The sequence below is a fragment of the Candidatus Latescibacter sp. IFSED24 genome (assembly GCF_058273205.1).
Genome location: NZ_CM177850.1, coordinates 4,269,162 through 4,291,004 on the forward strand (window position 1 = coordinate 4,269,162; position 21,843 = coordinate 4,291,004).

At 67.8% G+C, this 21,843-nt stretch carries 18 protein-coding genes and 1 tRNA gene; 5 read left to right on the top strand and 14 right to left on the bottom strand.

The window, feature by feature from the left end:
• Window positions 1–352: 352 nt before the first annotated feature.
• The 4 genes from IFSED24_RS17040 to IFSED24_RS17055 all read right to left on the bottom strand — a co-directional run bounded on the left by IFSED24_RS17040 (window position 353) and on the right by IFSED24_RS17055 (window position 5,361).
• A complete protein-coding gene (locus IFSED24_RS17040; protein ID WP_491332682.1) occupies window positions 353–1,447 on the bottom strand; it encodes a right-handed parallel beta-helix repeat-containing protein in 1,095 nt (364 codons plus the stop codon).
• Window positions 1,448–1,621: 174 nt separating this feature from the next.
• On the bottom strand, window positions 1,622–2,212 hold the full coding sequence (locus IFSED24_RS17045) for a FlgD immunoglobulin-like domain containing protein (protein WP_491332683.1): 591 nt from the start codon (window positions 2,210–2,212) through the stop codon (window positions 1,622–1,624).
• Window positions 2,213–2,533: 321 nt separating this feature from the next.
• Window positions 2,534–2,608: transfer RNA gene (locus IFSED24_RS17050), tRNA-Asn, on the bottom strand.
• A gap of 185 nt (window positions 2,609–2,793) precedes the next feature.
• Window positions 2,794–5,361, bottom strand: a complete 2,568-nt coding sequence (locus tag IFSED24_RS17055) for a sigma 54-interacting transcriptional regulator (RefSeq protein ID WP_491332684.1) — start codon at window positions 5,359–5,361, stop codon at window positions 2,794–2,796.
• Window positions 5,362–5,931: 570 nt separating this feature from the next.
• On the opposite strand from IFSED24_RS17055, the gene IFSED24_RS17060 reads away from it, so the two are divergent.
• Window positions 5,932–9,201 carry an ATP-binding protein gene (locus IFSED24_RS17060; RefSeq protein ID WP_491332685.1) on the top strand — a complete coding sequence of 1,090 codons (3,270 nt, stop codon included), beginning with the start codon at window positions 5,932–5,934 and terminating at the stop codon, window positions 9,199–9,201.
• Here the strand turns inward: IFSED24_RS17060 and IFSED24_RS17065 are convergent.
• The 5 genes from IFSED24_RS17065 to IFSED24_RS17085 form a co-directional block, all read right to left on the bottom strand.
• Window positions 9,198–9,956 (bottom strand): PHP domain-containing protein, encoded by a 759-nt coding sequence (locus IFSED24_RS17065; RefSeq protein ID WP_491332686.1) that lies wholly within the window; start codon window positions 9,954–9,956, stop codon window positions 9,198–9,200. The two genes, IFSED24_RS17060 and IFSED24_RS17065, sit on opposite strands and share 4 nt — an antisense overlap.
• 124 nt (window positions 9,957–10,080) lie before the next feature.
• Window positions 10,081–10,608 carry a TFIIB-type zinc ribbon-containing protein gene (locus tag IFSED24_RS17070; RefSeq protein WP_491332687.1) on the bottom strand — a complete coding sequence of 176 codons (528 nt, stop codon included), beginning with the start codon at window positions 10,606–10,608 and terminating at the stop codon, window positions 10,081–10,083.
• Between the two features lie 89 nt (window positions 10,609–10,697).
• Entirely contained in the window at window positions 10,698–11,048 is a 351-nt protein-coding gene (locus IFSED24_RS17075) for a DsrE family protein (protein WP_491332688.1), read from the bottom strand.
• Window positions 11,045–12,091, bottom strand: coding sequence for a hypothetical protein (locus tag IFSED24_RS17080; protein WP_491332689.1), 1,047 nt, complete (start codon window positions 12,089–12,091; stop codon window positions 11,045–11,047). Before IFSED24_RS17080 ends, IFSED24_RS17075 begins: the two co-directional genes overlap by 4 nt.
• A gap of 10 nt (window positions 12,092–12,101) precedes the next feature.
• Window positions 12,102–13,241, bottom strand: a complete 1,140-nt coding sequence (locus tag IFSED24_RS17085) for a THUMP domain-containing class I SAM-dependent RNA methyltransferase (RefSeq protein WP_491332690.1) — start codon at window positions 13,239–13,241, stop codon at window positions 12,102–12,104.
• A gap of 90 nt (window positions 13,242–13,331) precedes the next feature.
• On the opposite strand from IFSED24_RS17085, the gene IFSED24_RS17090 reads away from it, so the two are divergent.
• The gene (locus tag IFSED24_RS17090; RefSeq protein ID WP_491332691.1) at window positions 13,332–14,483 is read left to right on the top strand and encodes a methylated-DNA--[protein]-cysteine S-methyltransferase; all 1,152 of its coding nucleotides are present in this window, start codon (window positions 13,332–13,334) and stop codon (window positions 14,481–14,483) included.
• Window positions 14,484–14,569: 86 nt separating this feature from the next.
• Here IFSED24_RS17090 and tpx read toward each other — a convergent pair whose 3' ends face one another.
• The gene (gene tpx, locus IFSED24_RS17095) at window positions 14,570–15,070 is read right to left on the bottom strand and encodes a thiol peroxidase (RefSeq protein WP_491332692.1); all 501 of its coding nucleotides are present in this window, start codon (window positions 15,068–15,070) and stop codon (window positions 14,570–14,572) included.
• Between the two features lie 96 nt (window positions 15,071–15,166).
• Entirely contained in the window at window positions 15,167–15,700 is a 534-nt protein-coding gene (locus IFSED24_RS17100; RefSeq protein ID WP_491332693.1) for a peptidylprolyl isomerase, read from the bottom strand.
• Between the two features lie 147 nt (window positions 15,701–15,847).
• On the opposite strand from IFSED24_RS17100, the gene IFSED24_RS17105 reads away from it, so the two are divergent.
• The gene (locus IFSED24_RS17105; RefSeq protein ID WP_491332694.1) at window positions 15,848–16,924 is read left to right on the top strand and encodes an AI-2E family transporter; all 1,077 of its coding nucleotides are present in this window, start codon (window positions 15,848–15,850) and stop codon (window positions 16,922–16,924) included.
• Window positions 16,925–17,012: 88 nt separating this feature from the next.
• Here IFSED24_RS17105 and IFSED24_RS17110 read toward each other — a convergent pair whose 3' ends face one another.
• Complete coding sequence (locus IFSED24_RS17110; RefSeq protein WP_491332695.1) at window positions 17,013–17,396, bottom strand: hypothetical protein; 384 nt, start codon at window positions 17,394–17,396, stop codon at window positions 17,013–17,015.
• 38 nt (window positions 17,397–17,434) lie between these two features.
• Entirely contained in the window at window positions 17,435–17,989 is a 555-nt protein-coding gene (gene def / locus IFSED24_RS17115; RefSeq protein WP_491332696.1) for a peptide deformylase, read from the bottom strand.
• A 330-nt stretch (window positions 17,990–18,319) separates the two neighbouring features.
• On the opposite strand from def, the gene IFSED24_RS17120 reads away from it, so the two are divergent.
• Both IFSED24_RS17120 and IFSED24_RS17125 read left to right on the top strand, forming a co-directional pair.
• Window positions 18,320–19,480 (top strand): Na/Pi symporter, encoded by a 1,161-nt coding sequence (locus IFSED24_RS17120; protein ID WP_491332697.1) that lies wholly within the window; start codon window positions 18,320–18,322, stop codon window positions 19,478–19,480.
• A gap of 18 nt (window positions 19,481–19,498) precedes the next feature.
• Entirely contained in the window at window positions 19,499–20,170 is a 672-nt protein-coding gene (locus tag IFSED24_RS17125; protein WP_491332698.1) for a phosphate signaling complex PhoU family protein, read from the top strand.
• A gap of 6 nt (window positions 20,171–20,176) precedes the next feature.
• Here IFSED24_RS17125 and IFSED24_RS17130 read toward each other — a convergent pair whose 3' ends face one another.
• The gene (locus tag IFSED24_RS17130) at window positions 20,177–21,718 is read right to left on the bottom strand and encodes a catalase (RefSeq protein WP_491332699.1); all 1,542 of its coding nucleotides are present in this window, start codon (window positions 21,716–21,718) and stop codon (window positions 20,177–20,179) included.
• Window positions 21,719–21,843 lie beyond the last annotated feature (125 nt).

Below are 21,843 nucleotides of genomic sequence, written 5' to 3' on the forward strand. Positions count from 1 at the left end.
CCTAGCACCAATTGGAATACAGGTGTCATCAAATAGGAGGGAAATAGGGTAGGTCTGTGTTAACCAAAATGCCGGCGGGCACAGAAACTAAGAATCATAGAGAATAGCAGTGGGTCTGCGGTCTGTCTGAGTTAGCCAAAATGATTCGATAGTAGGGCAGCCTGCGCGGACACATCCCCGTAACCGTTTGATTCCAGCAACTTATGGCCATCAAAAAAGCAGGCCCTCAAGCCTGCCTGTGCCACCTCAGTTTTCCACTACTATAAGAACTGGCTCCCCCGCTTGGACGTAGAAGCGGAAGGATTCTGAGAATTCTTCTGTCTAGCGCAGCATATAAAGGTGCAAGAATGCGCTACCGGAATAGGTCCTTTAAGTCACTTAGGCTCTTGGTCTCAGCGGGAGTGGATTCATCCCTGAAAGGCTCGAAGTTTACGATATAACACGCTTGATCACTGTCGTTGAAATCTCGAATCCAAGCCGCGATGCTGTCGGAATTATCCGTACCCCAGTAGTTATCCGTCATATCCAAGACAACGGGGTCTGTGCAGCCCAGGCGATCTTCCACCCAGACGGCACCTCTTTCACCTCTTGCAATATCACAAGCATGGACTGAAATAGGCCCTATATGCGACAAATAGATGGAACAGTCTGATACACTTTCAATAATAGAGCTGTTCAATTGTATAAAATTATCCGATGAAGAAGATTTTATCACATTGTCCTGATTGCGAAAATAGCAGGAAGTGACCGTTACGCTTGATTGAATAGATGGGGATAGGCAAACATTACTTTGACCATCGAATAAGCAGTTTGCAAAAGCAGTGTTTCCACCAAAAACAATTGTCGCGCCAACAGCTCCTTCATAGAATTCACAGTTTTGGATGTTGGCGTTTAGCACATTATAAAATCCAAGATGCATTTGCGACCACGTGTGTACATCCCATAGCCTAAATAGGCAGTCACTAATTACAAGTTCGCCTTGACCATTGGCATAAACGTGAATGCCATCTCGGGCCATATGATTAAATAAGCAATCCTCTATCCTTGCAGACCCACGGTCGCCAGCCATGAAAGCGGATATCCAGTTACCGTAGAATGAGCAATTACGTGCTATAACGGTGTCGGCTCCGTCGCTTTCATAACTAGAATAAAAAGCATGGTGCATGTTCTCCATGTGCAACTTCTCAATCCTAATAATTTTGTTGCCCAGGTAGTCTCCAGTAATGATCCCCTTGTGATTACCCTGCTCCAGGTCCCAGGGCTCAACCTGTCCAATGATTGTCTCAGGACCTGAACCAATAAGCGTTAGCTCATGTTGAGACACAACGACCCGAACGCTGTCTGACCATCCAGGACAGGAAAAAAACTGTTTATTGTCGTATCGCCCAGGGCCGATTTGAATTGTGTCCCCGGAGGAAGCAACATTTACTGCCTCCTGGATAATCATGAACTCTCCCGTCCCATCCCTCTCTACTGTCCAGGTGCGGGTCCAGGCAGAAGATACAAGAAGGCAGAGCAGCACTATAGTTCGTGAGCCAAAGACTACCATTCGCATCATGCTAGATCTCTCGTTCGGTTGCGACCATGGGGGACCAGGCTATACCCGGCCCCCCAAGCTCATTCATTGCAATAGCATCAGCCTTTGTGTCAATCGAACTGTTCCAGACTCAAGGAGCATTAGATATACTCCGCTGGCTTGTGGCCGGCCACGGCTATCACACCCATTCCAGGTCACAGTATGCGCCCCAGCCTTAAGCGAGCCAGAGACGAGAGTCCGAACCAAGTAGCCTCGGATATCGAAAACCCTCAACGCAACATCTCCATCAGAAGGTATCACGAATCGAATATTCGTCTGAGGATTGAAAGGATTGGGTGATGCACTGAGACTCTCTACCAGCGGTACAACCTGTTCAGATGCGCTTTCGCTGGCCAGCGTTTCACTACTGTTTCGCCTCAGCACCAGAATGTCGCCACTCTTTGCAGCACCCATGATGGGTTGGACAGCCATCTGAAACTCAGGGCTTAAAAGATCCCACTCATCTTCTTCAGAACCAATCCAGCAGCGGATCTGGCCGTCGCCCAATCCGTACCCCAGGCCGCAACCAGTTCCCTCATGCTCAAATGCCCCGTCCAGCGGCAAGCGGAAGACCAGAAAGAGGCCGTCCGTTTCTGTAGCTAGCGCCTGGATGAACGTGTGCTCGCTCCAGTCCAACGATTCGCCTACTAGGTTGTCTTTTGCCACATGGTGGAGGCGACTGAGTATGACGCGGATTGATATATGGTGTGGCATCTCGGGGGAGTGGGCTGTTAACCTTTTTGGCCCAAGGCACAGAATCTCAGAATTTCAGAACAATATAGTCTGGGGGTCCGGATTGGACGCAGAACAAACCATTCTGAGAATCGACTGAGATCCCAACCGAAAAATCCACTCCCGCTAACCCTTTGAAACCAGCAACTTACCAGCATGAAAAAACCGCCCGAAGGCGGCCTCTCTGTTAACTCCATCATCAGTGGATTTCCCTACAAAAAGATCTGGCTCCTCCGGTTGGACTTGAACCAACAACCCTTCGGTTAACAGCCGAATGCTCTACCATTGAGCTACGGAGGAGCCTCTATTCGCGGTAAGTTGCCCGCCAAGCCCGGATGCGAAGTCCAGGGATGAGAGTCCAGGGCCCAGCGAGCGGATCGGCAATATAACCAACGGCCCATGTCCAGTCAAGACGACCGCCAAATTCTCAACCACCGCTCGGAGTCCCCCGGAACCACCCACCCGACCGCCCCGAATCCTCGACCTCACCCCAGCCCTAGCCGCTCCATCTTGGCGTACAGCGCCTTCCGGCTGATCCCCAGCGTCTGCGCCGCCTGCGAACGATTCCCTCTGGCGGCGGCCAGCGCCTCTCCGATCGCCTCACGTTCCGCCCGCGCCATCTGGAACGCCAACGTCCCTTCATCCGCAGCCTGGTCGACCCCACGGGTCTGCCACTCCATGACCTCCTGCAGCCCCCCCGGCAGCATCCCCACGGGCAGCCGCTGTCCCGACCGCGCGAAGAGGCACGCCCGGCGGATCAGCGCCTCCAGCTCGCGCACGTTCCCCGGCCAGTCGTAGCCCGACAGCGCCGACAGCGCCGCCGGCGCCAGCACGTCCTCCGGCGCGATGCCCTCGCCGAGGCCGCGGCGGACGAACGCCTTCACCAGGTTCAGCACGTCGCAGCCGCGGTCGCGCAGCGGCGGCAGCGCGACCTCGAGCACCGCCAGGCGGAAGAACAGGTCGCGCCGGAACTCGCCGCGCGCCACCCGGTCCGGCAGGTCGACGTTGGTGGCGGCGATCACCCGCAGGTCCACGCGCCGCTCGGCCGGGTCGCCCAGCCGGCGGAACGTCCCCTCCTGCACCAGCCGCAACAGCTTGGCCTGCAGGCCGGCGGGCATGTCGCCCACCTCGTCCAGGAACAGCGTGCCGCCGTGGGCCTGCTCCACCAGGCCCCGGGCCCCGTCCTCGGCGCCTGTGAACGCGCCGGGGGCGTGGCCGAAGAACTCGCGCTCGAACAGGTCGCCCGGTACGGCGGCGCAGTTCACCGCCACCAGCGGACCGCGCCGGCGCAGGCCCAGACCGTGGATCCGGTGCGCCGCCACTTCCTTGCCGGTGCCGGTCTCGCCGGAGATCAGGACCGGATCGCGACTTGCGGCGGCGGCGGCCATGGCCTGGGCGGCGGTGGCCATGGCGGGCGACGAGGCCACGAACGCGGGTTCGCTGCCGCCGTCCAGCGATTCGGGTGGCGGCGGACCGCCCGACCACACCCAGGCCGCGCGCCAGGTCTCGCGCAGGCGGGCCAGGAAGCGGTCGCAGCGGTCGCGGTCGCGGCGGAAGCCCAGTGCGCCTGCGAGCTGGCGCGCCTCGGCGGCGCGGGCCCATGCGGTCTCGCGGTCGCCGCCATGACCGTGACCGGCCAGCGCGCCCTCGGCACGGGCTTCCTCCAGCAGCGACCGCGCCAGCTCCAGCGTGCAGCCGTGGACCCGGGCACAGGCCACCGACCGCTGCGCCGCCTCGCGGGCCCGCGACGGCTGGCCGCGTTCGCGCCGGGCCTCGGCCAGCAGCCGGCCGCTCACCACCTCCTCGAACGCCTCGCCGGCGGCGCGCGAGGTGAGCAGCGCGTCCTCGAGGTGGCGCACGGCCTCGTCCAGGTCGCCGGCGAGCAGGGCCACCTCACCCAGGCGGCGCTTGAGGCCCGCGGCCAGGTCGCCGCCCGGGGCCTGGCGCTGGGCCATGACCAGGGCGCGTACGAAGCGTCGCCGCGCCGCCTCCTGGCGGCCCTGCAGAAGGAGCGCGTCGCCCTGGATCTCCACCGCCAGGCCGCGCTCGCGCTGGAACTGGCGCCGCGCGCATTCGGTCTCCACCTCGCGGGCAACGGCCAGCGCGGGGGCCGCGTCGCCGTCCACCAGGTGGATCTTGCATCGGGTCAGCCGGGTCTGCAGCCAGGCCTGGGCGTCGCCGCTCTCGCGCAGCTCGTGCTCGATGCGGTCGACCAGTGCGCGGGCCTCGCCGGTGCGGGCCTGCTTGTAGAGCGCGATGGCCAGGTTGAAGCGCGCCTGGTTGGCCAGGACGCGGCGGCCGTGGGCGTCGAGCGCCGCCACGGCCTCGCGCAGGTCGGCCTCGCCGTCGGCCAGGCGGAAGTTGCGCAGCTCGATCAGGCCCAGGCCGATGAGCGTCACGCCCAGGTACCAGGTGTCCTGGGTGGCGCGGCGCAGCGACACCGCTTCGGCCACCAGGTCGCGGCCGCGGCGGAACTCGCCGAGCTGGGAGAGGGTCAGGCCGTAGTTCTGCAGCAGGTGGGCGCGGTGGCGGATCGGCAGGTCGGGATGCAGGCGCAGCAGCTCCTCGAACACCAGCCGGGCCTCGCGGATCCGCCCCTTGCAGGTCATGGACGAGGCGCGGCAGAGCGCGGGGAAGACCGCTCCGGGCGGGGCGAGGCCGCGGCGCGCGATCTCGTCGGTCCAGGCCGCCAGCTCGTCCCACCGCTGGCGCCGGTACAGCACGTGGCAGACCAGCTCGGCGGTCTCGGCCACGCGGGGACGCACCGGGTCGGGCACCAGCTCCCAGGGGCCGGGGCGGGCGAAGAGGTCGGCGGGGGGCGCAGGACCGCACGGACGTCGCGGCGGCACGGTCAGCGACGGCGGCAGCGTGGCAAGGTCCTTGAGCAGCCAGGCCAGCGGCGCGGCGGCGGCGGCGGTGTCCTCGCGCTGGAGCGCATGACAGGCGCGCCAGAAGACCGGACGATCCACGGGCAGCGCATGCAGCGGCGTCGTGGCCGCCGGCGCTGGCGACGGCGCGGCCTCGCGCGCCAGCGAGTGGCCGGATGCAGTCATGGCGCCCTCCACCGCGACGGCCGCCGGCAAACGGGCGAACGCGGTCGAACGGGTGCGGCTGCACGTCGGGAGGATCCGTGAGCGTGGGGTGGGCCGCCGGGCGCATGGCGGCTGCTCGCGCGCATCATCGTGCCACAGACACCCGGCGAGCGCAAGACCGACCGGCCGACCGGGCCGCCCACGCCTCGGTCGGCGCGAGCCCTGATCGCGGTTGCCGGGGCGCGGGGGACGACCCCGGGGTGCGAGGTCCAGGCATGGGTTTCGGGTGTCCCCCGACGGTGGCCAGCGAGTGGAGCCCGCTGCCATGAGCCCGAGCGCGGGCCGCCCGGTGCGGCCGGTCGCGAGGCCATGTGCAAGGCGGAGGCCCCGACGGTCAAGTTGTTGTTGAACAGTCAATTGGCGCCACGATCCCGTCTGGTCCGGCCACGGGATCGGGTGTCCATCGTGGACGGCCGCCGCCGGCGGCGTCCCCTCCGGACGACATCGTTCTTCGTTAAGGATTACTCTAAGTTGGCCGGTTGAAATGCCGAAACAGGATCTGTACCCCGCCCGACTCACGAGAAGGTGTGCATGCACTCGCCTCGTCGTTTCATCGTCAGCCTCCTGCTCATGGCGCTGGTCTGTGCCCTGGGCCCGTTCGCCATGGACCGGCTGGGCTTCCACTTCCAGTCCCTGGACCTGGGCGGCGTGGGCGACAACTTCGCGGGCTACTATCTCGACAGCGCCGTCCTGCGCCTCGACCTCATCCTGCTCATGGGCGGCGGCCTGGGGCTGGCCTGCTACTTCGGCCTGCGCCGCTACCAGCGCCAGGACAACGCCAGCCTGCTCCTGGCCATCACGCTGGCCATGTCGGCGCTGGTGGCGGCGGTGCAGGTCCTGGATCTGCCGCCCGGCGGCACGCCCGAGTACATGTTCCGGCGCCAGGTCTTCCACGCCACCCAGCTCGCCAGCGCTCTGGCCGGCGCCACGCTCCTCGCCGGCGCCATGGCCGTGCGCTGGCGGCGCCGACTGCCCCGGCGCCGGGGACCTCTGCTCCTGGTGGTGCTGGGCGTGGTCATGCTGGCGGTCTCGCTCAAGCTGCTGCGCAACCACGAACCGAGCCCGCTGCAGGTCACCCTCATGCACGCGGCGACCCTGCTGTCCTTCGCCGGCACGGCGGGTCTGCTGATCCCCGAGTTGCGACGCCAGCCGGTGTCCGCCTACGTGGTCGCCATGCTCGCCGGGCTGCTGCCCCTGACCGTCAACCAGGTGGGCTTCCTGCATCCCGGTTTCTACCTCGACAGCGGCGCGCTCAACCGCATGGCCATCCTCCAGTGGTTCGCCTACCTGATCCCGCTGCTCGGCCTCTGCATCGACCTCGCCCGCGGCGTGGCCGGCCATACCCAGGCGCGCGAGCAGGCCTATCTGCGCCGGGTCATCGACGCGCTGCCCGACCTGGTCTTCGCCCGCGACGAGGCCGGCCGCTACTGCCTGCTCAACCGCACCGCCGCCGAGTTCCTGGGCGGCTCCCGCGAGGACCTGGAGGGCCGCTCGGTGCACGAGACCGGCTGGGACCCCGCAACGACCGACCGCGCCCTCGCCATGGATCGCCGCATCCTCGCTTCGGGCCGCACCGTGCGCCATCCGGGCCTGAGCACCGTCGACGCCGACGGCGGACAGCGCTTCCTGCAGCTCATGTCCATGCCCCTGGCCTCGGGCGACGGACCCGCGGACCAGGTCCTGGGCGTGGCCACCGACGTCACGCGCCTCAAGGAAGCCGAGCGCGTGGTGGAGGAGCGGCTGCGCAGCGAGCGCACGCTGCGGCGCTGCCTGGCGCTCCTGGTGCGCAGTCCCGCCACGGAGTTCGAGTCGGCCATGCGGGACGTGCTCGCCGAGGTCGGCCGCTTCTGCGCCGCCGACTCCACCTTCGTCTATCAGATCGACCAGGCCGCCGGGCTGGCGCGCCAGGTCTTCCTCTGGACCGGCGGCCGCACGCCCTCGCGGCCCACCCACGACCTGCGCCGCCTGACCTGGGCCCTCGAGCCGCTGTCCCGCGGCGAGACCGTGGTCTACGCCGATCCCGAGCACCTGCCCGACGACGAGATCGCCGTGGCCATGGCCCGACGCCTCGGCACCCGCTTCCTGGTGCTGGCCCCGGTCTTCGCCTCCGACGGCACGCTCTGGGGCGTGCTGGGCGCCCACTGCCCCGAGCCGCCGCAGCCCGACTGCACCGGCTGCCGCCAGATCCTCGCCGGCCTCGCCGACCTCTACACCCAGGCGCGCAGCCGCTTCCTCGCCGAGACCCGCCTGCAGCTCGCCAAGGAGACCGCCGAGCAGAGCAGCCAGGCCAAGAGCGAGTTCCTGGCCAACATGTCGCACGAGATCCGCACGCCGCTCAATGCGGTGATCGGCCTCTCGGACATCCTCAACGGGCTCGATCCCACCGCCGAGCAGTCGCGCTACCTGCAGATGATCCAGCAGGCCGGCCAGTCGCTCCTCGGCGTCATCAACGACATCCTCGACTTCTCCAAGATCGAGGCCGGCCAGCTTTCCCTCGACCCCGTGGAGAGCGACCTGCCCGCGCTCCTGTCCGAGGTGGTCGACATGATGGCCTACCACGCGCAGCAGCAGGGCCTGGAGCTGGTCTACCACCTCGAGCCCGGCGCGCGCCTGCGCGTGACCTGCGACCCGGTCCGCCTCAAGCAGATCCTCCTGAACCTGCTCAACAACGCCATCAAGTTCACCGAGGCCGGCCACGTGGCGTTGCGGGTGTCGCATCACGCGGGGGAGACCCGCTTCGTGGTGGCCGACACCGGGATCGGCATCCCCGCGGACAAGCTGCCGCACATCTTCGACAAGTTCACCCAGGCCGACGCGTCGCACACCCGCAAGTACGGCGGCACGGGGCTGGGCCTGGCCATCTGCCACAGCCTGGTGACCATGATGGACGGCCGCATCGACGTGCAGAGCGCCGAGGAGCGCGGCACCGCCATCACCGTGACCCTGCCACTGTCCGGCGAGATCCCCGCCACGCGCGGACCGCTCCCCGACCCCCTGCTCGCGGGCAAGCGCTACCTGGTGCAGCTCATCGACCCCGCCGCCCGCAACGCCATGACCGCCTACCTCGGCGATCTCGGCCTCAGCGGCGAGGCGCACCACGACGTCCCCGGCACCCTGGCGGCGCTGTCCCGCCGGGCCTGCAACGTCGTGCTGGTCGATGGCCAGCTCGATTCCGTTCTGCTGGAGAGGGTGCGACAGGCCGTGCTGGGCATGCCGGCGTCCGGGCGTCCGCGCCTGATCCTGATGGCGCCCCTGGGCGACCACCACGACGCGCCGGCCCGCATGGGCTGGGACGCGGTGCTATACAAGCCGGCCCGGCGCAGCACGCTGCGCCAGGTGCTCCGGCAGGTCATCGATCCGGCCGCCGTCGTCGCAACGGTGCCCGCCGAGGAGGCCGACCAGATCTGCGACGGCACCCACGTCCTGCTGGTGGAGGACAACGTCTTCAACCAGAAGGTGGCCACGCGCCTGCTCGAGACCCTCGGCTGCCGCGTCACCGTGGCGGAGAACGGTCGCCAGGCCGTGGACGCCGCGTCGGGCACGGTCTTCGATCTGATCCTCATGGACTGCCAGATGCCGGTGATGGACGGCCTCGAGGCCACGCGCCTCATCCGCGAGCTGGGCGACCCGCACGGTGCGGTGCCGGTGGTGGCCATGACCGCCAACGTGCTCGGCGAACACCGCGACGCGTGCCTCCGGGCCGGCATGAACGACTTCGCCAGCAAGCCGGTCAACAAGAAGACCCTGCGCCAGATCGTGGAGCAGTGGGTAGGGGATGCGGTGGTGTCGACGGTATCCTAGCTCCGGCGGAACCGCTCGCGCAGCTGGGCCGCCGTCAGCGTGTTGACGATCTGCTTGCAGTCCAGCCCCATGGCCCGGGCGATCTCCGCTCCCTGCCGGTAATCCACCAGCCTGGCCGCGCGATGCGCGTTGGGATTGATGGCCATGGTGACGCCGAGCTGGCTGGCGAGGCGGCAGTGCGCGTCGTCGAGGTCGCTGCAGACGGGATTGGCGTCGAGCTCGACCACGGTGTGGAACTCGGCGGCGGCCTTCAAGAGCCGCATCATGTCCAGCGGCACCGGCGGCTTGGTGAGCATGTAGCAGCCCACCGGCTTGCTCAGGATGTTCACCGCGGGATGCCGGACCACCTTCAGCGCCAGGTCGGTGTAGCCGTCCTTGGTGAAGCCGTCGGGCTCGGGCAGCGAGACGAGGAGGTAGTCGAGCTGGGCGATGACCTCCTGGCTGAGCGGCACCTCGCCCTCGCTGGTGGCGTCCACCTCGAGGCCGTGCAGGATGTCGAAATCGGGGAACTCGGTGCGCAGCGCGGCGATCTCCTCGTGTTGCGCCAGCCCGTCGCTCTCGTCGAGCCCCTCGGGATGCCGTGCGGAGCGGAGATGGTCGGTGATGCCGAGGTACTCCAGACCGATCTGTTGCGCGGTCTCCACCATGCGCCGGAGCGAATGGACTCCGTCGGCGTAGCGGGTATGCGAGTGCAGCAACCCGCGGATGTCGCAGGGTCGCACCAGGGATTCGGGCGCTTGGGTTTCTTCGCTCACGTGGTTCGTCCTCGATGTGGTGTCAACGGCATGAGTCGACATCAAAATCCAGGAACGTGTGGAGCGCAAGGTGCGACCGGCACGCGAGCGGTCGCGTGCCGGTCACCAGAGCGTGGGGAGCCGACTAGAAGGCGCCCCAGGGCTGTTTGCCGCGCAGCCACCAGCTCGGCAGCAGCACCCGGAACATGCGGGCGAAACGCCGCGACCGGGCGAGCTGCTCGTCGGTGCGGGACGCTTCCTCGTCGAGCTGGTCGGCGAAGAGGTCGTCGAAGGTGGCGCGGGCGGCCTCGCGACGGGCCTCCTCGCTGGCGAATTGCCCGCGGATGGCCGCCAGCTCGCCGCGATCGAGGAAGTAGCCGCCGCAGGCGGGGCACTCGTCCACCTCGATCTCGCGCCGGACGCTGAAGTAGTGGCGCATCATCACCACGCTGGGACAGCAGGGACAGTAGCGCCGCGCCTCGTGGTCCACGGTGCGCGCGGGATCGTGGGGCACGTCGAGCAGGCCCTCGTCGGCGGGCTCGAAGCTCTCGTCCACCTTCTCGAGTTCCCGGTTGTCGAACCACGCGCCGCCGCAGCCGCCACGGCAGACGTCCACGGTGATGTCGCCCACCTGGTGGGCGCTGAGGAGATGTCCGCAAGCCGGACAGTTCACGATGAGCCTCCCCGAAGAGGATTCCGAAGGGGCGCTCCCCCGGGGGAACGCGATCTCGTCTCCATCTTCGGCAGCTCGCACCGCGAACTTTAGATGGGGAGCACCTTGGCGGCGTCCCACATGGCGGCCTGGATCTGCCGCATGTTCCCCGCCTCGCCCACCTGCAGCCGATCCTCGAACCCGAAGAACTGCAGGCACGTCGAGCAGACGATCAGCCGGACCCCGCGCGCGGCGAGTCCCGCCAGGGTCTCCAGCACCGGCGAGCCGGCGCAGGCCAGCTTCACGCCGTCGGCGTAGAAGCAGATGCTGCCGGGCAGGCGGTCCTCGAGGTCGAGGAGGTCGAGGAAGCTGCCGGCCAGCTTGTGGGCGAGGGCCGGGTCGGCGGTGCCCATGCCGTCGCGGGTGATCAGCACGGTCAGGTCGTGGTGGATGTCGGTCATGGAGTGGCGTCTCCTTGATGGTCGGCCGCCTCGTCCGGGAAGGGGACGAAGGCCAGCAGGGTGGTGGGGTAGCGGTCGGTCATCAACAGGAAGCCGCGGCCCGGGAGCAGGACCATGGCCTCCCAGTTGCGCGCGGGCAGTTCGGGATCGCGGCGCAGGTCCAGCGGCGGACAGAGGCCGCGCACCAGGCGTTCGCCGTCGAAGCGCAGCTGGACGATCTGCTCCACGGGGCCGGTGGGGATGACGGGCGGCTGGAGCAGGGGGCCCTCGGGCGGGTAGTAGTAGTTGAGCACCCAGAAGGTGCTGTCGGGGGCGGCGCCGCGGCAGGCGTCGGTGACCCGGTACTCGAGATGGACCATGGGCACGTTGCCGCGGTAGTCGAGGTTGTGGTCGAAGACCGCCACGTGGGCGCCGGGATTGACGCGCCGGCCGTTGACCTCGAAGACCACCGCCAATCGATCGGGCGTCAGCACCAGCGCTTCCTGCGACATGTTGGGCAGCTGGGTGGTGATGGGCACGGGCGCGATCAGGTCGGTGTCGACCGTGAGGGTGAGCGGTTCGCCGGCCGGGTCGAGCACGCCGCGCAGGAGGTAGCCGGCCATGCGGCCGTCGACCTTGGCCTCCACCGCCAGGAACACCGTGTCGCCCAGCACGGCGGCGGCCTCCAGGCCGTCCCAGCCGGGGATGCTGTCCAGAAGCCGCGGCGCCACCAGCCGGCCCGGGCGCGGCCGTAGCGGCTCGCGGCGCTCGTGGTCGATGGCGGCCACGATGTCGGCGCGGTCGAGGACGAAGAAGCTGAGCGTGTCCTGGCCCACGGTGTAGCGCTCGGGATGTTGCGGCACCAGCACCAGCCGGTCGCCGTACCAGAAGAGCGCCGAGATCTCGGCTTCGGGGGCGGCGGCCGGGCCGGCCAGCGGCAGCAGGCGCGGCTCGACCGCGATGGGCGCGACGGCGGACTCGGGCGCCGGCGCCGGTTGCTGCTTCTGCCCGCAGGCACACACCAGCGGGACGAGGAACACCAGGATCAGCAAGCCGAGCTTCATGGACGCTCCCTCAGTACAGCTCGTACCTGGCCACGCGGCCGTCGAGACCGCCGTTGCGCAGCGCCCGCTTCCACGCCGGCCGCAGCCCGATGCGCTTCATCAGCTCGCGCTCGCCGAAGTAGACGTAGGCCTCGCAGCCGGGACAGCGGAACTTGAGCCAGTCGCCCAGCTCCTTGTAGAACCCCGCCAGGTCGCGACCTTTCTCGAGGCGGATCCCGTAGGGCGGGTTGACCACGATGACCGCGTCGCGCAGGTCGTCCACCGCGCGGAAGTCGCGCTGCCGCACCTTGACGCGGTCGCCGCCGGGCAGCATGGCCAGGTTGGTCCGGGCCGCGGCCACGGCGCCGGGGTCGAGATCGCCGCCGGTGACCAGTCCCGGATCGAGCAGGCGCCGCCGGCTGTCGAGGCCCTTCTTGACCTGCTTCCAGGCCACGATGTCGAAATCGGGCAGCTGCATGAAGCCGAACCGCGCGCGCAGGGTCTGCGCCGGCGTGCCGGTGGCGCGCAGCCACGCCTCGGCCAGCAGGGTGCCCGACCCGCACATGGGATCGTGCAGCGGCCGCGAGCCGTCCCAGCCGGTCATGGCCAGCATCGCCGCGGCGGTGGTCTCCTGCATGGGCGCCTCCACCGACTGCTGCCGGTAGCCGCGCCGGTGCAGCGAGCCGCCGGCGAGGTCGACCCCCAGGGTGACCTGGTCGTTGACCGCGTGGGCGCTGAGCCAGAGGTGCGGGTTCTCGGTGTCGACGCTGGGGCGCTGGCCGGTGTCCTCGCGCAGCCGGTCGCACACCGCGTCCTTGACCCGGCGCACCACGTAGCGGCTGTCGCGCAGCTTGGAGTGCGACACGTTGGCGAACACGGCCATGGTCTGGCCGGGCCGCAGGAACTCGCGCCAGTCCACCTCCAGCACCTTGCGGTAGAGGTAGTCGGGGTTGTGGCAGCGGAACTGCAGCAGCGGCGCGATGACCCGCTGCAGGAGCTGCGACGCGTAGACCACGCGGTAGAGCACGGGCGGGTCGGCCCGGAAGTGCAGGCCGCGCACCGAGGGCTCCACGTCCTCGACCCCGAGGTCGCGCAGTTCCTGCACGGCCAGTTCCTCGACGCCGCCGCCCACCTGGGCGAAGTAGCGGGGATCTTCCTGGTAGCGGTACATCACTCTCCATCCCTGGGCCATCGCGATCGGTTGTGCGTACAATGACGCAACGGCCCCCATCTCGGCCACCCCCAATCGCAGGAGCGCGCCATGGATTTCACCGCCCTCGACCCCGGCGCCGCCGTCGTCGCCACCCCACTCGGCCCCGTGGGCCTGGCCTGGACCGCCCGCGGCATCGACCGTGTCGTGCTCTCGGATCCCGATCATGCCGACCCCGCCGCCCTGGCCGCCGCGCTCGACCGCCCGCAGCCGCGCCGCCTGCCGCCGCCGGTGGCCGGTGTGGCCCGGCGTCTCGAGGCCCATCTGGGTGGGCGCTCCGACGATCTCCGTGATATCCCCGTGGATCTCGCCGCGCGCCACACCTTCACCCGCCGGGTGAGCGACGCCCTGCGCCGCGTCGGCCCCGGCGCCACCATCACCTACGGCGAGCTGGCCGCCCGCGCCGGCAAACCCGGCGCCGCCCGCGCCGTGGGGCGCATCATGGGCGCCAACCCGGTGCCCCTGCTGGTTCCCTGCCACCGCTGCCTGCCCGCCGACACGCGCCGGGGCCCGGGCGGCTTCTCGTCGCCCGGCGGCGCCTGGCTCAAGGAGCGGCTCCTCTTCGTGGAGGGGGTGCACCTCGACGCGGAAGTGGCGGCGGCCCTGGCCGAGCTCCAGCGACGCGACCGCGTCCTGCGCCGCGTGATCCCCCGGGTCGGTCCCTACCGCCCGCGCCACGCCGAGCCGCTGCCGCTCTGGGACATCCTGGTGCGCTCGATCATCCATCAGCAGATCTCCGTGGCCGCGGGCCGGACCATCGTCGGCCGCGTGGCCGCGCTCACCGCCGGCCCCGGCCTGCCCACCGCCGACGAGCTGCTCGCCCTGGACGCCGACACCCTGCGCGCGGCCGGCCTCTCGCGCCAGAAGCAGGGCTACCTCGGTGATCTCGCCGCCCGGGTCCGCGACGGCCGCCTCGACCTATCGCGCCTGCCGCGCCTCGAAGACGAGGCGGCCATCGCGGAGCTGTGTCAGGTCAAGGGGATCGGCCGCTGGTCGGCGCAAATGGTGCTCATCTTTCACCTGGGTCGCCTGGACGTGCTGCCGGCCGACGATCTCGGCCTGCGCAACGCGGTGGTCAAGGTCTACGGCCTGGCCCAGCCGCCCACGCCGCGCGAGCTGACCGCGTTCGGCGAGCGCTGGCGGCCGTACCGGTCGCTCGGGTCGTGGTACATGTGGCAGTATCTCGACCTGGGCGGGCTCTGATCACACGTTGCCACCCATGAGAAACGGCCGCGATCCGTCGCGGCCGTTCCCGTGAGCAAGAAGTTGTGCGCCGAATGCGTCCCCCGTCAGCCGAGGAGCGCCAGGGCCGCGTCATAGTTCGGCTCCTGGGTGGTTTCGGGCACCAGTTCGGTGTACATGACGTTGCCGTTCTCGTCAAGCAGGATCACCGAACGGGCCAGCAGTCCGGCCAGCGGACCGTCGGCGATGCGCATGCCGAAGTCCTTGCCGAATTGACCGTTACGAAAATCGCTGGCGGTCACGACATTCTGCAGGCCCTCGGTGGTGCAGAACCTTCCGGCAGCGAACGGCAGGTCCATGGAGACGCAGAGCACGGTGGTGCCGGGCAGCGTGCCGGCGGCCTCGTTGAAGCGGCGCACGCTGGCGGCGCAGACATCGGTGTCGAGACTGGGGAAGACGTTCAGGACCACCTTCTTGCCGGCCAGGTCGGCCAGCTTGACCTCGCCGAGGTCGCTGCCCACCAGGGTGAAATCGGGGGCCTGGCTGCCGGCGGCGGGCAGGTTGCCCACGGTGTTGAAGGGGTTGCCCTTGAGCTTGAACTGGGCCATGACGCGGATCCTCTCGGGTTGCCGGCCGCGGGGGCCGGTTGAAGCGACGATATCGGTGCCATGATAAGCCGCGGGTGGCCTGCCGCCACCCGGCGCTCACTCGACGGGGCGCAGCTCGGGGAAGCGGCCGTCCAGGACCTCGTTCCACTCGGCGAGGCGGTCCTGCTGGCCGGCCAGCAGCTCGCCCACGCCCTCGCCCTCGATGGTCACCGACACGATGCCGTCGCCCGCGGCGATGGCGTCGACCACGTCCTGGTCGGCCTGCCCCGCGACCTTGCCGAAGACCGTGTGGCGGCCATCGAGCCAGTCGGTGGGCACGTGGGTGATGAAGAACTGGCTGCCGTTGGTGCCCGGGCCGGCGTTGGCCATGCTCAGCACGCCCGGCCCGTCGTGGCGCAGCTCGGGATCGCACTCGTCCTCGAACTGGTAGCCGGGGCCGCCCATGCCGTTGCCGTCGGGGCAGCCGCCCTGGATCATGAAGTCGTCGATGACCCGGTGGAAGGTCAGGCCGTCGTAGTAGCCGCGGCGGGCCAGGTTCACGAAGCTGGCCACGGTCAGGGGCACCCGGTCGGCGTGCAACTGGAGGTTGATCACACCCTTGCTGGTCTCGATGCGAGCGGTCACGGACACGGTTTTCTCCTTCGGGTCGATGGGGCGGACGGCCGCCGGTCGGCCGTCCTCGCGGCCAGTCTAGCCTCCCGGGCCCCGGTGCGCTACCATGCGCTCGACCCCGCCGGCTGCGGCCGGCCGCCATCCACCCTTCCGCTGGAGAGCCCCATGTCGCGTGAAACGGTGAACCGCGTGGTCCTGCTCATGCTGCTGGCCTTCATCTCCATCATGTTCTTCCGCATGATCAAGGGCATGCTGCTGGCCCTGCTCATGGCCGCGATCCTGGCCGGGCTCATGAACGGCGCCTATGGCCGGCTGGAGCGGCTGTTCCGCGGCCGCAAGGCACTGTCGGCGGTGGTAACTGAGCTCCTGCTGGTGGTGCTGATCCTGGTGCCGCTGGGCGGCCTGGCCGGTCTGGTCACCGCCCAGGCGGTCAAGGTGGGCAACAACGTGACTCCCTGGGTGCGCACCAACCTCACCCAGCCAGACGAGCTCTCGCGCAAGCTCGAGGCGCTGCCGTTCTATGACCGCATCGAGCCCTACCGCGACGACATCCTGACCAAGGCCGGCGAGCTGGCCGGCAGCATCAGCAACTGGCTGGTGGGCGCCCTGAGCAACGCCACCATGGGCACCGTGCACTTCGTCTTCCTCTTCTTCGTCATGCTCTACGCGCTCTACTTCTTCCTGATCAACGGCCGGCAGGTCCTCGACAAGATGCTGTGGTACCTGCCGCTCGAGGACCGCGACGAGCGCCTCATGCTCGACAAGTTCCTCTCGGTGACCCGCGCCACGCTCAAGGGTACCGGCCTGATCGGCATCATCCAGGGCGTCCTGGGCGGCCTGGCCTTCGCCGTGGCCGGCGTGGACAGCGCGGTGTTCTGGGGCGCGGTCATGGTGGTGCTCTCGGTGATCCCCGGCCTGGGGACGGCCCTGATCTGGGTGCCGGCGGCGGTCTGGCTAGCCATGGGCGGTCACTGGGTCACCGCCATCGGCCTGTCGCTGTTCTTCATCCTCGTGGTGGGCATGGTCGACAACTTCATCCGGCCCCGCGTGGTGGGCCGCGACACCCAGATGCCCGAACTGCTGGTGTTCCTGAGCACCCTGGGCGGCCTGACGCTGTTCGGCGCCCTGGGCTTCATCATCGGACCCATCGTGGGGGCGCTGTTCCTGACCATCTGGGAGATCTACGGCGAGGCGTTCAAGGACATCCTGCCGGCGGTGGGGAGGCGGGGAGAGGAGCCGTGAGGGGTCGGCGAGCGCGAAGCCGGGCCCGACCATCGACAGACCACGAGGATCCGTCGCTGGGGGCCCGACCCGAGGTGCCCCATCGGGGTCAGAAGGACTGCTCGACCTGTTCGGCCAGCCGGAGCTGGGGGACGAGGGTCACGTCGAAGATGCGCTTGTCCTGGGCCTTCACCGCGCGGAATTCCTCCACGCAGCGGCGCAGTCCCGCCAGCAGGGTGGTCACCTGCAGGCCCTGATAGTTGTAGCCGAAGTTCCGCAGGTTCTGCATGGCGATCATCATGTGATGCTCGCTGCGGTCGGTGTTGCCGGCCAGCAACTGCCGGTAACCCTCGCAGGACTCGTGGAGGCCCATCCAGAAGACCTCGTCGCGGCCGGTGGCATGCACCAGACCCTCGCTGGCCAGCCTGGCGGCGCTCTGGAAATCGCGGCGGTTGAAGGCTGTCACCAGCCCGGCAAGGAACTGCTCCTGCATGGACATCCCTTTCCGGCGGCCAGCCAAGTGCCGGCCGCTCAGTCCTCCTCGCCGTTCTCGTCGTCGAGGTCGGCGTGGTCCTGGAATCGCTGGATCTCGTCCTCGAAGCCCAGCTTGGTGGTATTCTCGATCCGGTCGACGTAGAGGACGCCGTCCAGATGGTCGCATTCGTGCTGCATGACGATGGCCGGGAAGCCTTCCAGCTCGAATTCCGACTGCTTTCCCTTCTCGTCGTAGGCCTTGACCCGGATGTGGGCCGGGCGTTCGACGTAGCCGCGCAGCCCGGGCACGCTCAGGCAGCCTTCGTACATGCCCAGGAGCCGCTCCTCGTCGAGCACCGTGATCTCGGGGTTGATGAGGACGCGCAGCCGCGGTCGGCCCTGGTCGTCCTCCTCGCCACCGGCGATCACCAGGCGGACGGGGGTGTAGACCTGAGGGGCGGCCAGACCCACGCCGTTGTACTCGATCATGGTCTCGAGCATGTCGCGGATCAGGCGCTGGACCTCGGGTCCGGTGATCTTGGCCGGGTCCACCGGCTTGCACGTCTCGCGCAGCACCGGGTGACCCATGCGGGCAACCTTGAGAATGGCCATCTGCCAGCCTCCTGCAGTGGTCGATGGGGTGACGTCTCGCGCCACCACCATAACCAATTTCAACGCTGATGCAAAAATGGGCCCAGATCCCGGGAGTCCAGGAGCCACGCTCAGCGGCTTCAGGGCGGGATTCTGGTGGTTCTGGGCCGGTGCCTGGGCCCGCCAACCTTGCCGGAGCGGGGAAAATCTTGCCCCCCGTGCTCCGACCCGGAGCATTTACCAAAACTTAACATGGAAATCGGACCACCTACTTTGACAAACCCTTAACGCACCGTTAACATCCGCCTCGTTTGGCGCCCTCACGATCGGTTCCTCCAACCTGGGATCCTCATGGAAGCCGCCACCACGTCCTCCCCGCCCGATCCCAAGCCTGTGCCCTGGTTGACGGGAATCGGACGCCTCATCCTGGTCGCCGGCCTGCTCTACCTCTTCCTCTTCGCCATCAGCCTCATGGGCGGCGCCTTCAAGCTCTTCGGCAAGGGCTTCAGCGAGGCCCTGATCACCGGCACCACCAATCCGGTGCTGGGACTGATGATCGGCCTGCTGGCGACCTCGCTGATCCAGAGCAGCAGCTCGACCACCAGCATCGTGGTCGGTCTGGTGGCGGCCGGCGCGCTCACCGTGCGTGGCGCGGTGCCCATCATCATGGGCGCCAACATGGGCACCACGGTGACCAACACCCTGGTGGCCATGACCAGCATGAACCGCCGTAGCGAGTTCGTGCGCGCGTTCGCGGGCGCCACCATGCACGACTTCTTCAACCTGCTCTCGATCCTGATCCTGTTCCCGCTGGAGCAGGCCACCCACATCCTCGAGCGCTCGGCCACGTGGCTGAGCACCCTGCTCGTGGGCGCCGAGGGCCTGGAGTTCCACAGCCCGGTGAAGACCGTGGTCAAGCCGGCGGCGAATCTGGTCAAGCACCTGCTGCTCGAGGTGATGAATCTGCCGGACTGGGTCGCGGGCGTGATCGAGCTCGTGCTGGCGTTGCTCTTGATCTTCTTCTCACTGACCATGCTGACCCGCGTGCTCAAACGAGTGGTGCTGGTCCGCGCCGAGGGGTCGTTCGCCGGCTGGGTCGGTCGGGGCGGCATCGGGGCCATGGCCGTGGGGCTGGGGATCACCGTGGCGGTGCAGAGCAGTTCCATCACCACCAGCCTGCTGGTGCCGATCATCGGCGCGGGACTGGTGCCGCTGGAAGGGGCCTTCGCCGTGACGCTGGGCGCCAACGTGGGGACCACGGTCACCGCGCTGCTGGCCTCGCTGGCCGGAAACACCGCGGCGGTCACCGTGGCGCTGGTGCACCTGCTCTTCAACCTGGCGGGGATCCTGATCATCTATCCTTACCGGCGGTTGCGCATGATCCCCATCAACCTGGCGCGGGCCCTGGCGCACCGCACCAGCCGGAACAAGATGTATGCGCTGTATTACATGGTGGGTGTATTCTTCGTGCTGCCGCTGATCTTCGTCTTGCTCGATCGCTGGTTGGGCTAGCTGGCCCGGGAGGCCGACATGGATTTCAAATCGATCATGGCGCTGTTCCGTGAGGACGACTGGAGCAGCGAGATGGTGGAGATGCTCAGCGAGATGCTCGAGCTCTCGAGCGACATGTTCAGCTACACCCGGCAGGTGCTGGTGGACGGGGCACCGGACACCGACCCCGGCGGCTCCATCTTCGACCGCGACAAGCAGATCAACCAGCTGATGCGGCAGATCCGGCGTCGGGTCATCACCCGCCTGGGTGTGGGCGGCCGTCGGGGCGAGGTCCCCACGGCGCTGATCTTCTTCAATGCGGTCAAGGATGCCGAGCGGATCGGCGACTACATCAAGAACATCTACGAGATCGTCGACATGCAGCCCGACCAGCCCGACCGGGCCCTCTACGCCACCTGGCTCGGCGAGCGCTCGCAGTTGATCGAGCAGCTGATGGTGCGCACGCGCGAGGCCTTCGCCGACAGCGACGATCCCGGCGCCGCCGACGTCATCGCCGAGACCCGCCGCCTCGGCCGCGACTGCGAGGCAGCCATCCGCGAGATCACCGACGGCGACTTCCTGGTGCGCGACGCGGTGTGCCTGGTGCTGGCGCTGCGCTTCTTCAAGCGCATCTCGTCGCATCTCAGCAACATCGCCACCACCGTGGTGATGCCGGTCGACCTGCTCGACTTCCACGACGAGAAGCCCTGACCGCGGTCAGGCCTGCGCGCCCCGCTCGCTCCGGAACTCCTCGCTGCTCGTGGCCGCGACCCGCTCATCCTGGGTCATGGCCGCGAGCTGCTCCACCTTCGCCAGGTTCAGGTTCAGTCCCTTGCCCACGAGGCGGCCGTAGTCGCCGTCGGCCTTGCTGAAGAGCGCGCATTGCCGGTACTGGAGCCGTTCCTGCGCACCGCCCAGATGACCGATGATGTTGGCGACGAGGTGCTGGCGATCGGTGTCCGTCATCACCTTGCGGAAGAGATCGCCCGCCTGGACGAAGTCCATGTCCCCCCGTTCGTAGACGTGGCGCGCCGCCAGCCCGGCGACGTCGAGGTACGGCAGGGCCACCGAGGCCTCGGGCGCCGGCCCGCCGAAGCTGTTGGGCCAGTAGTTGACGGCGGCGCCGCCGTTCTGATCGGTGCGCATCCGGCCGTCGCGCTGATACGAGCGCTGGTCGGTCTGGTGGGGCGCGTTGACCGGGATGAGGTGGTAGTTGGGGCCGAGGCGGTGGCGGTGCGCGTCGTGGTAGCTGAACAGGCGGCCCTGGAGCAGCCGGTCGGGGGAGGGGCCGATGCCGGGCACGAAGTTGGCCGGCGAGAACGCCGCCTGCTCCACCTCGGCGAAGTAGTTCTCGGGATTCCGGTTCAGCGTCAGCCGGCCCACCTCCTGCAGGGGATAGTCGCGGTGCGGCCAGACCTTGGTGATGTCGAAGGGGTCGAAGCGGTAGGTGGCGGCGGCCTCGGCGGTCATGATCTGGGCGTAGAGCGTCCAGCCCGGGTAGTCGCCGCGGTCGATGGCCTGCCAGAGGTCGCGGGTGGCGTGGTCGGGATCGGTGCCCGCGAGCGCCACCGCCTGCTCGCGCGTGAGGTTCTCGATGCCCTGCGCCGTCTTGAGGTGCAGCTTCACCCAGCAATGGTCGCCCTCGGCGTTGTACCACATGAAGGTGTGGCCTCCGTAGCCGTTGAGGTGGCGGTAGTCTTTGGGCGTGCCGCGATCGCTGAAGAGGATGGTGACCTGGTGGATCGATTCCGGGGTCAGCGACAGGAAATCCCAGAACGCGTCGGGATCCTTGAGGTGGGTGGCGGGGTTGCGTTTCTGGGTGTGGATGAAGTCGGGGAACTGGACGGCGTCGCGGATGAAGAAGACCGGCGTGTTGTTGCCCACGAGGTCGTAGTTGCCCTCCTCGGTGTAGAACTTCACGGCGAACCCGCGCGGATCGCGTTCGCTGTCGGCCGACCCCTGCTCGCCGCCCACGGTGGAGAAGCGTACGAAGACATCGGTCATCTTGCCGACCTCGCCGAGGAACGCGGCGCGGGTGAAGTGGCGCATGGAACTGGTGACCTCGAAGTACCCGAAGGCGCCGGCGCCCTTGGCGTGGACCACGCGTTCGGGGATCCGCTCGCGGTCGAAGTGGGCGAGCTTCTCGAGCAGGTGGGTGTCCTGCAGGAGGGTCGGACCACGCTTGCCGGCGGTCAGCGAGTGCTCGTCGTCGTCGATGGGCGCGCCGAAGCTGTTGGTGAGGCGGTTGCGGTCGAGCATGGCCATCCCCCTTCGTGAAACGGGTGGGGACCTCCATGTCGGTGGGCGGATCCTGGATGCACGAGGCTCGGGGGTGTACTGCGGAGTGGGGGTTCTGGTCTAGTATCTAGCGATGATCCGGGGGG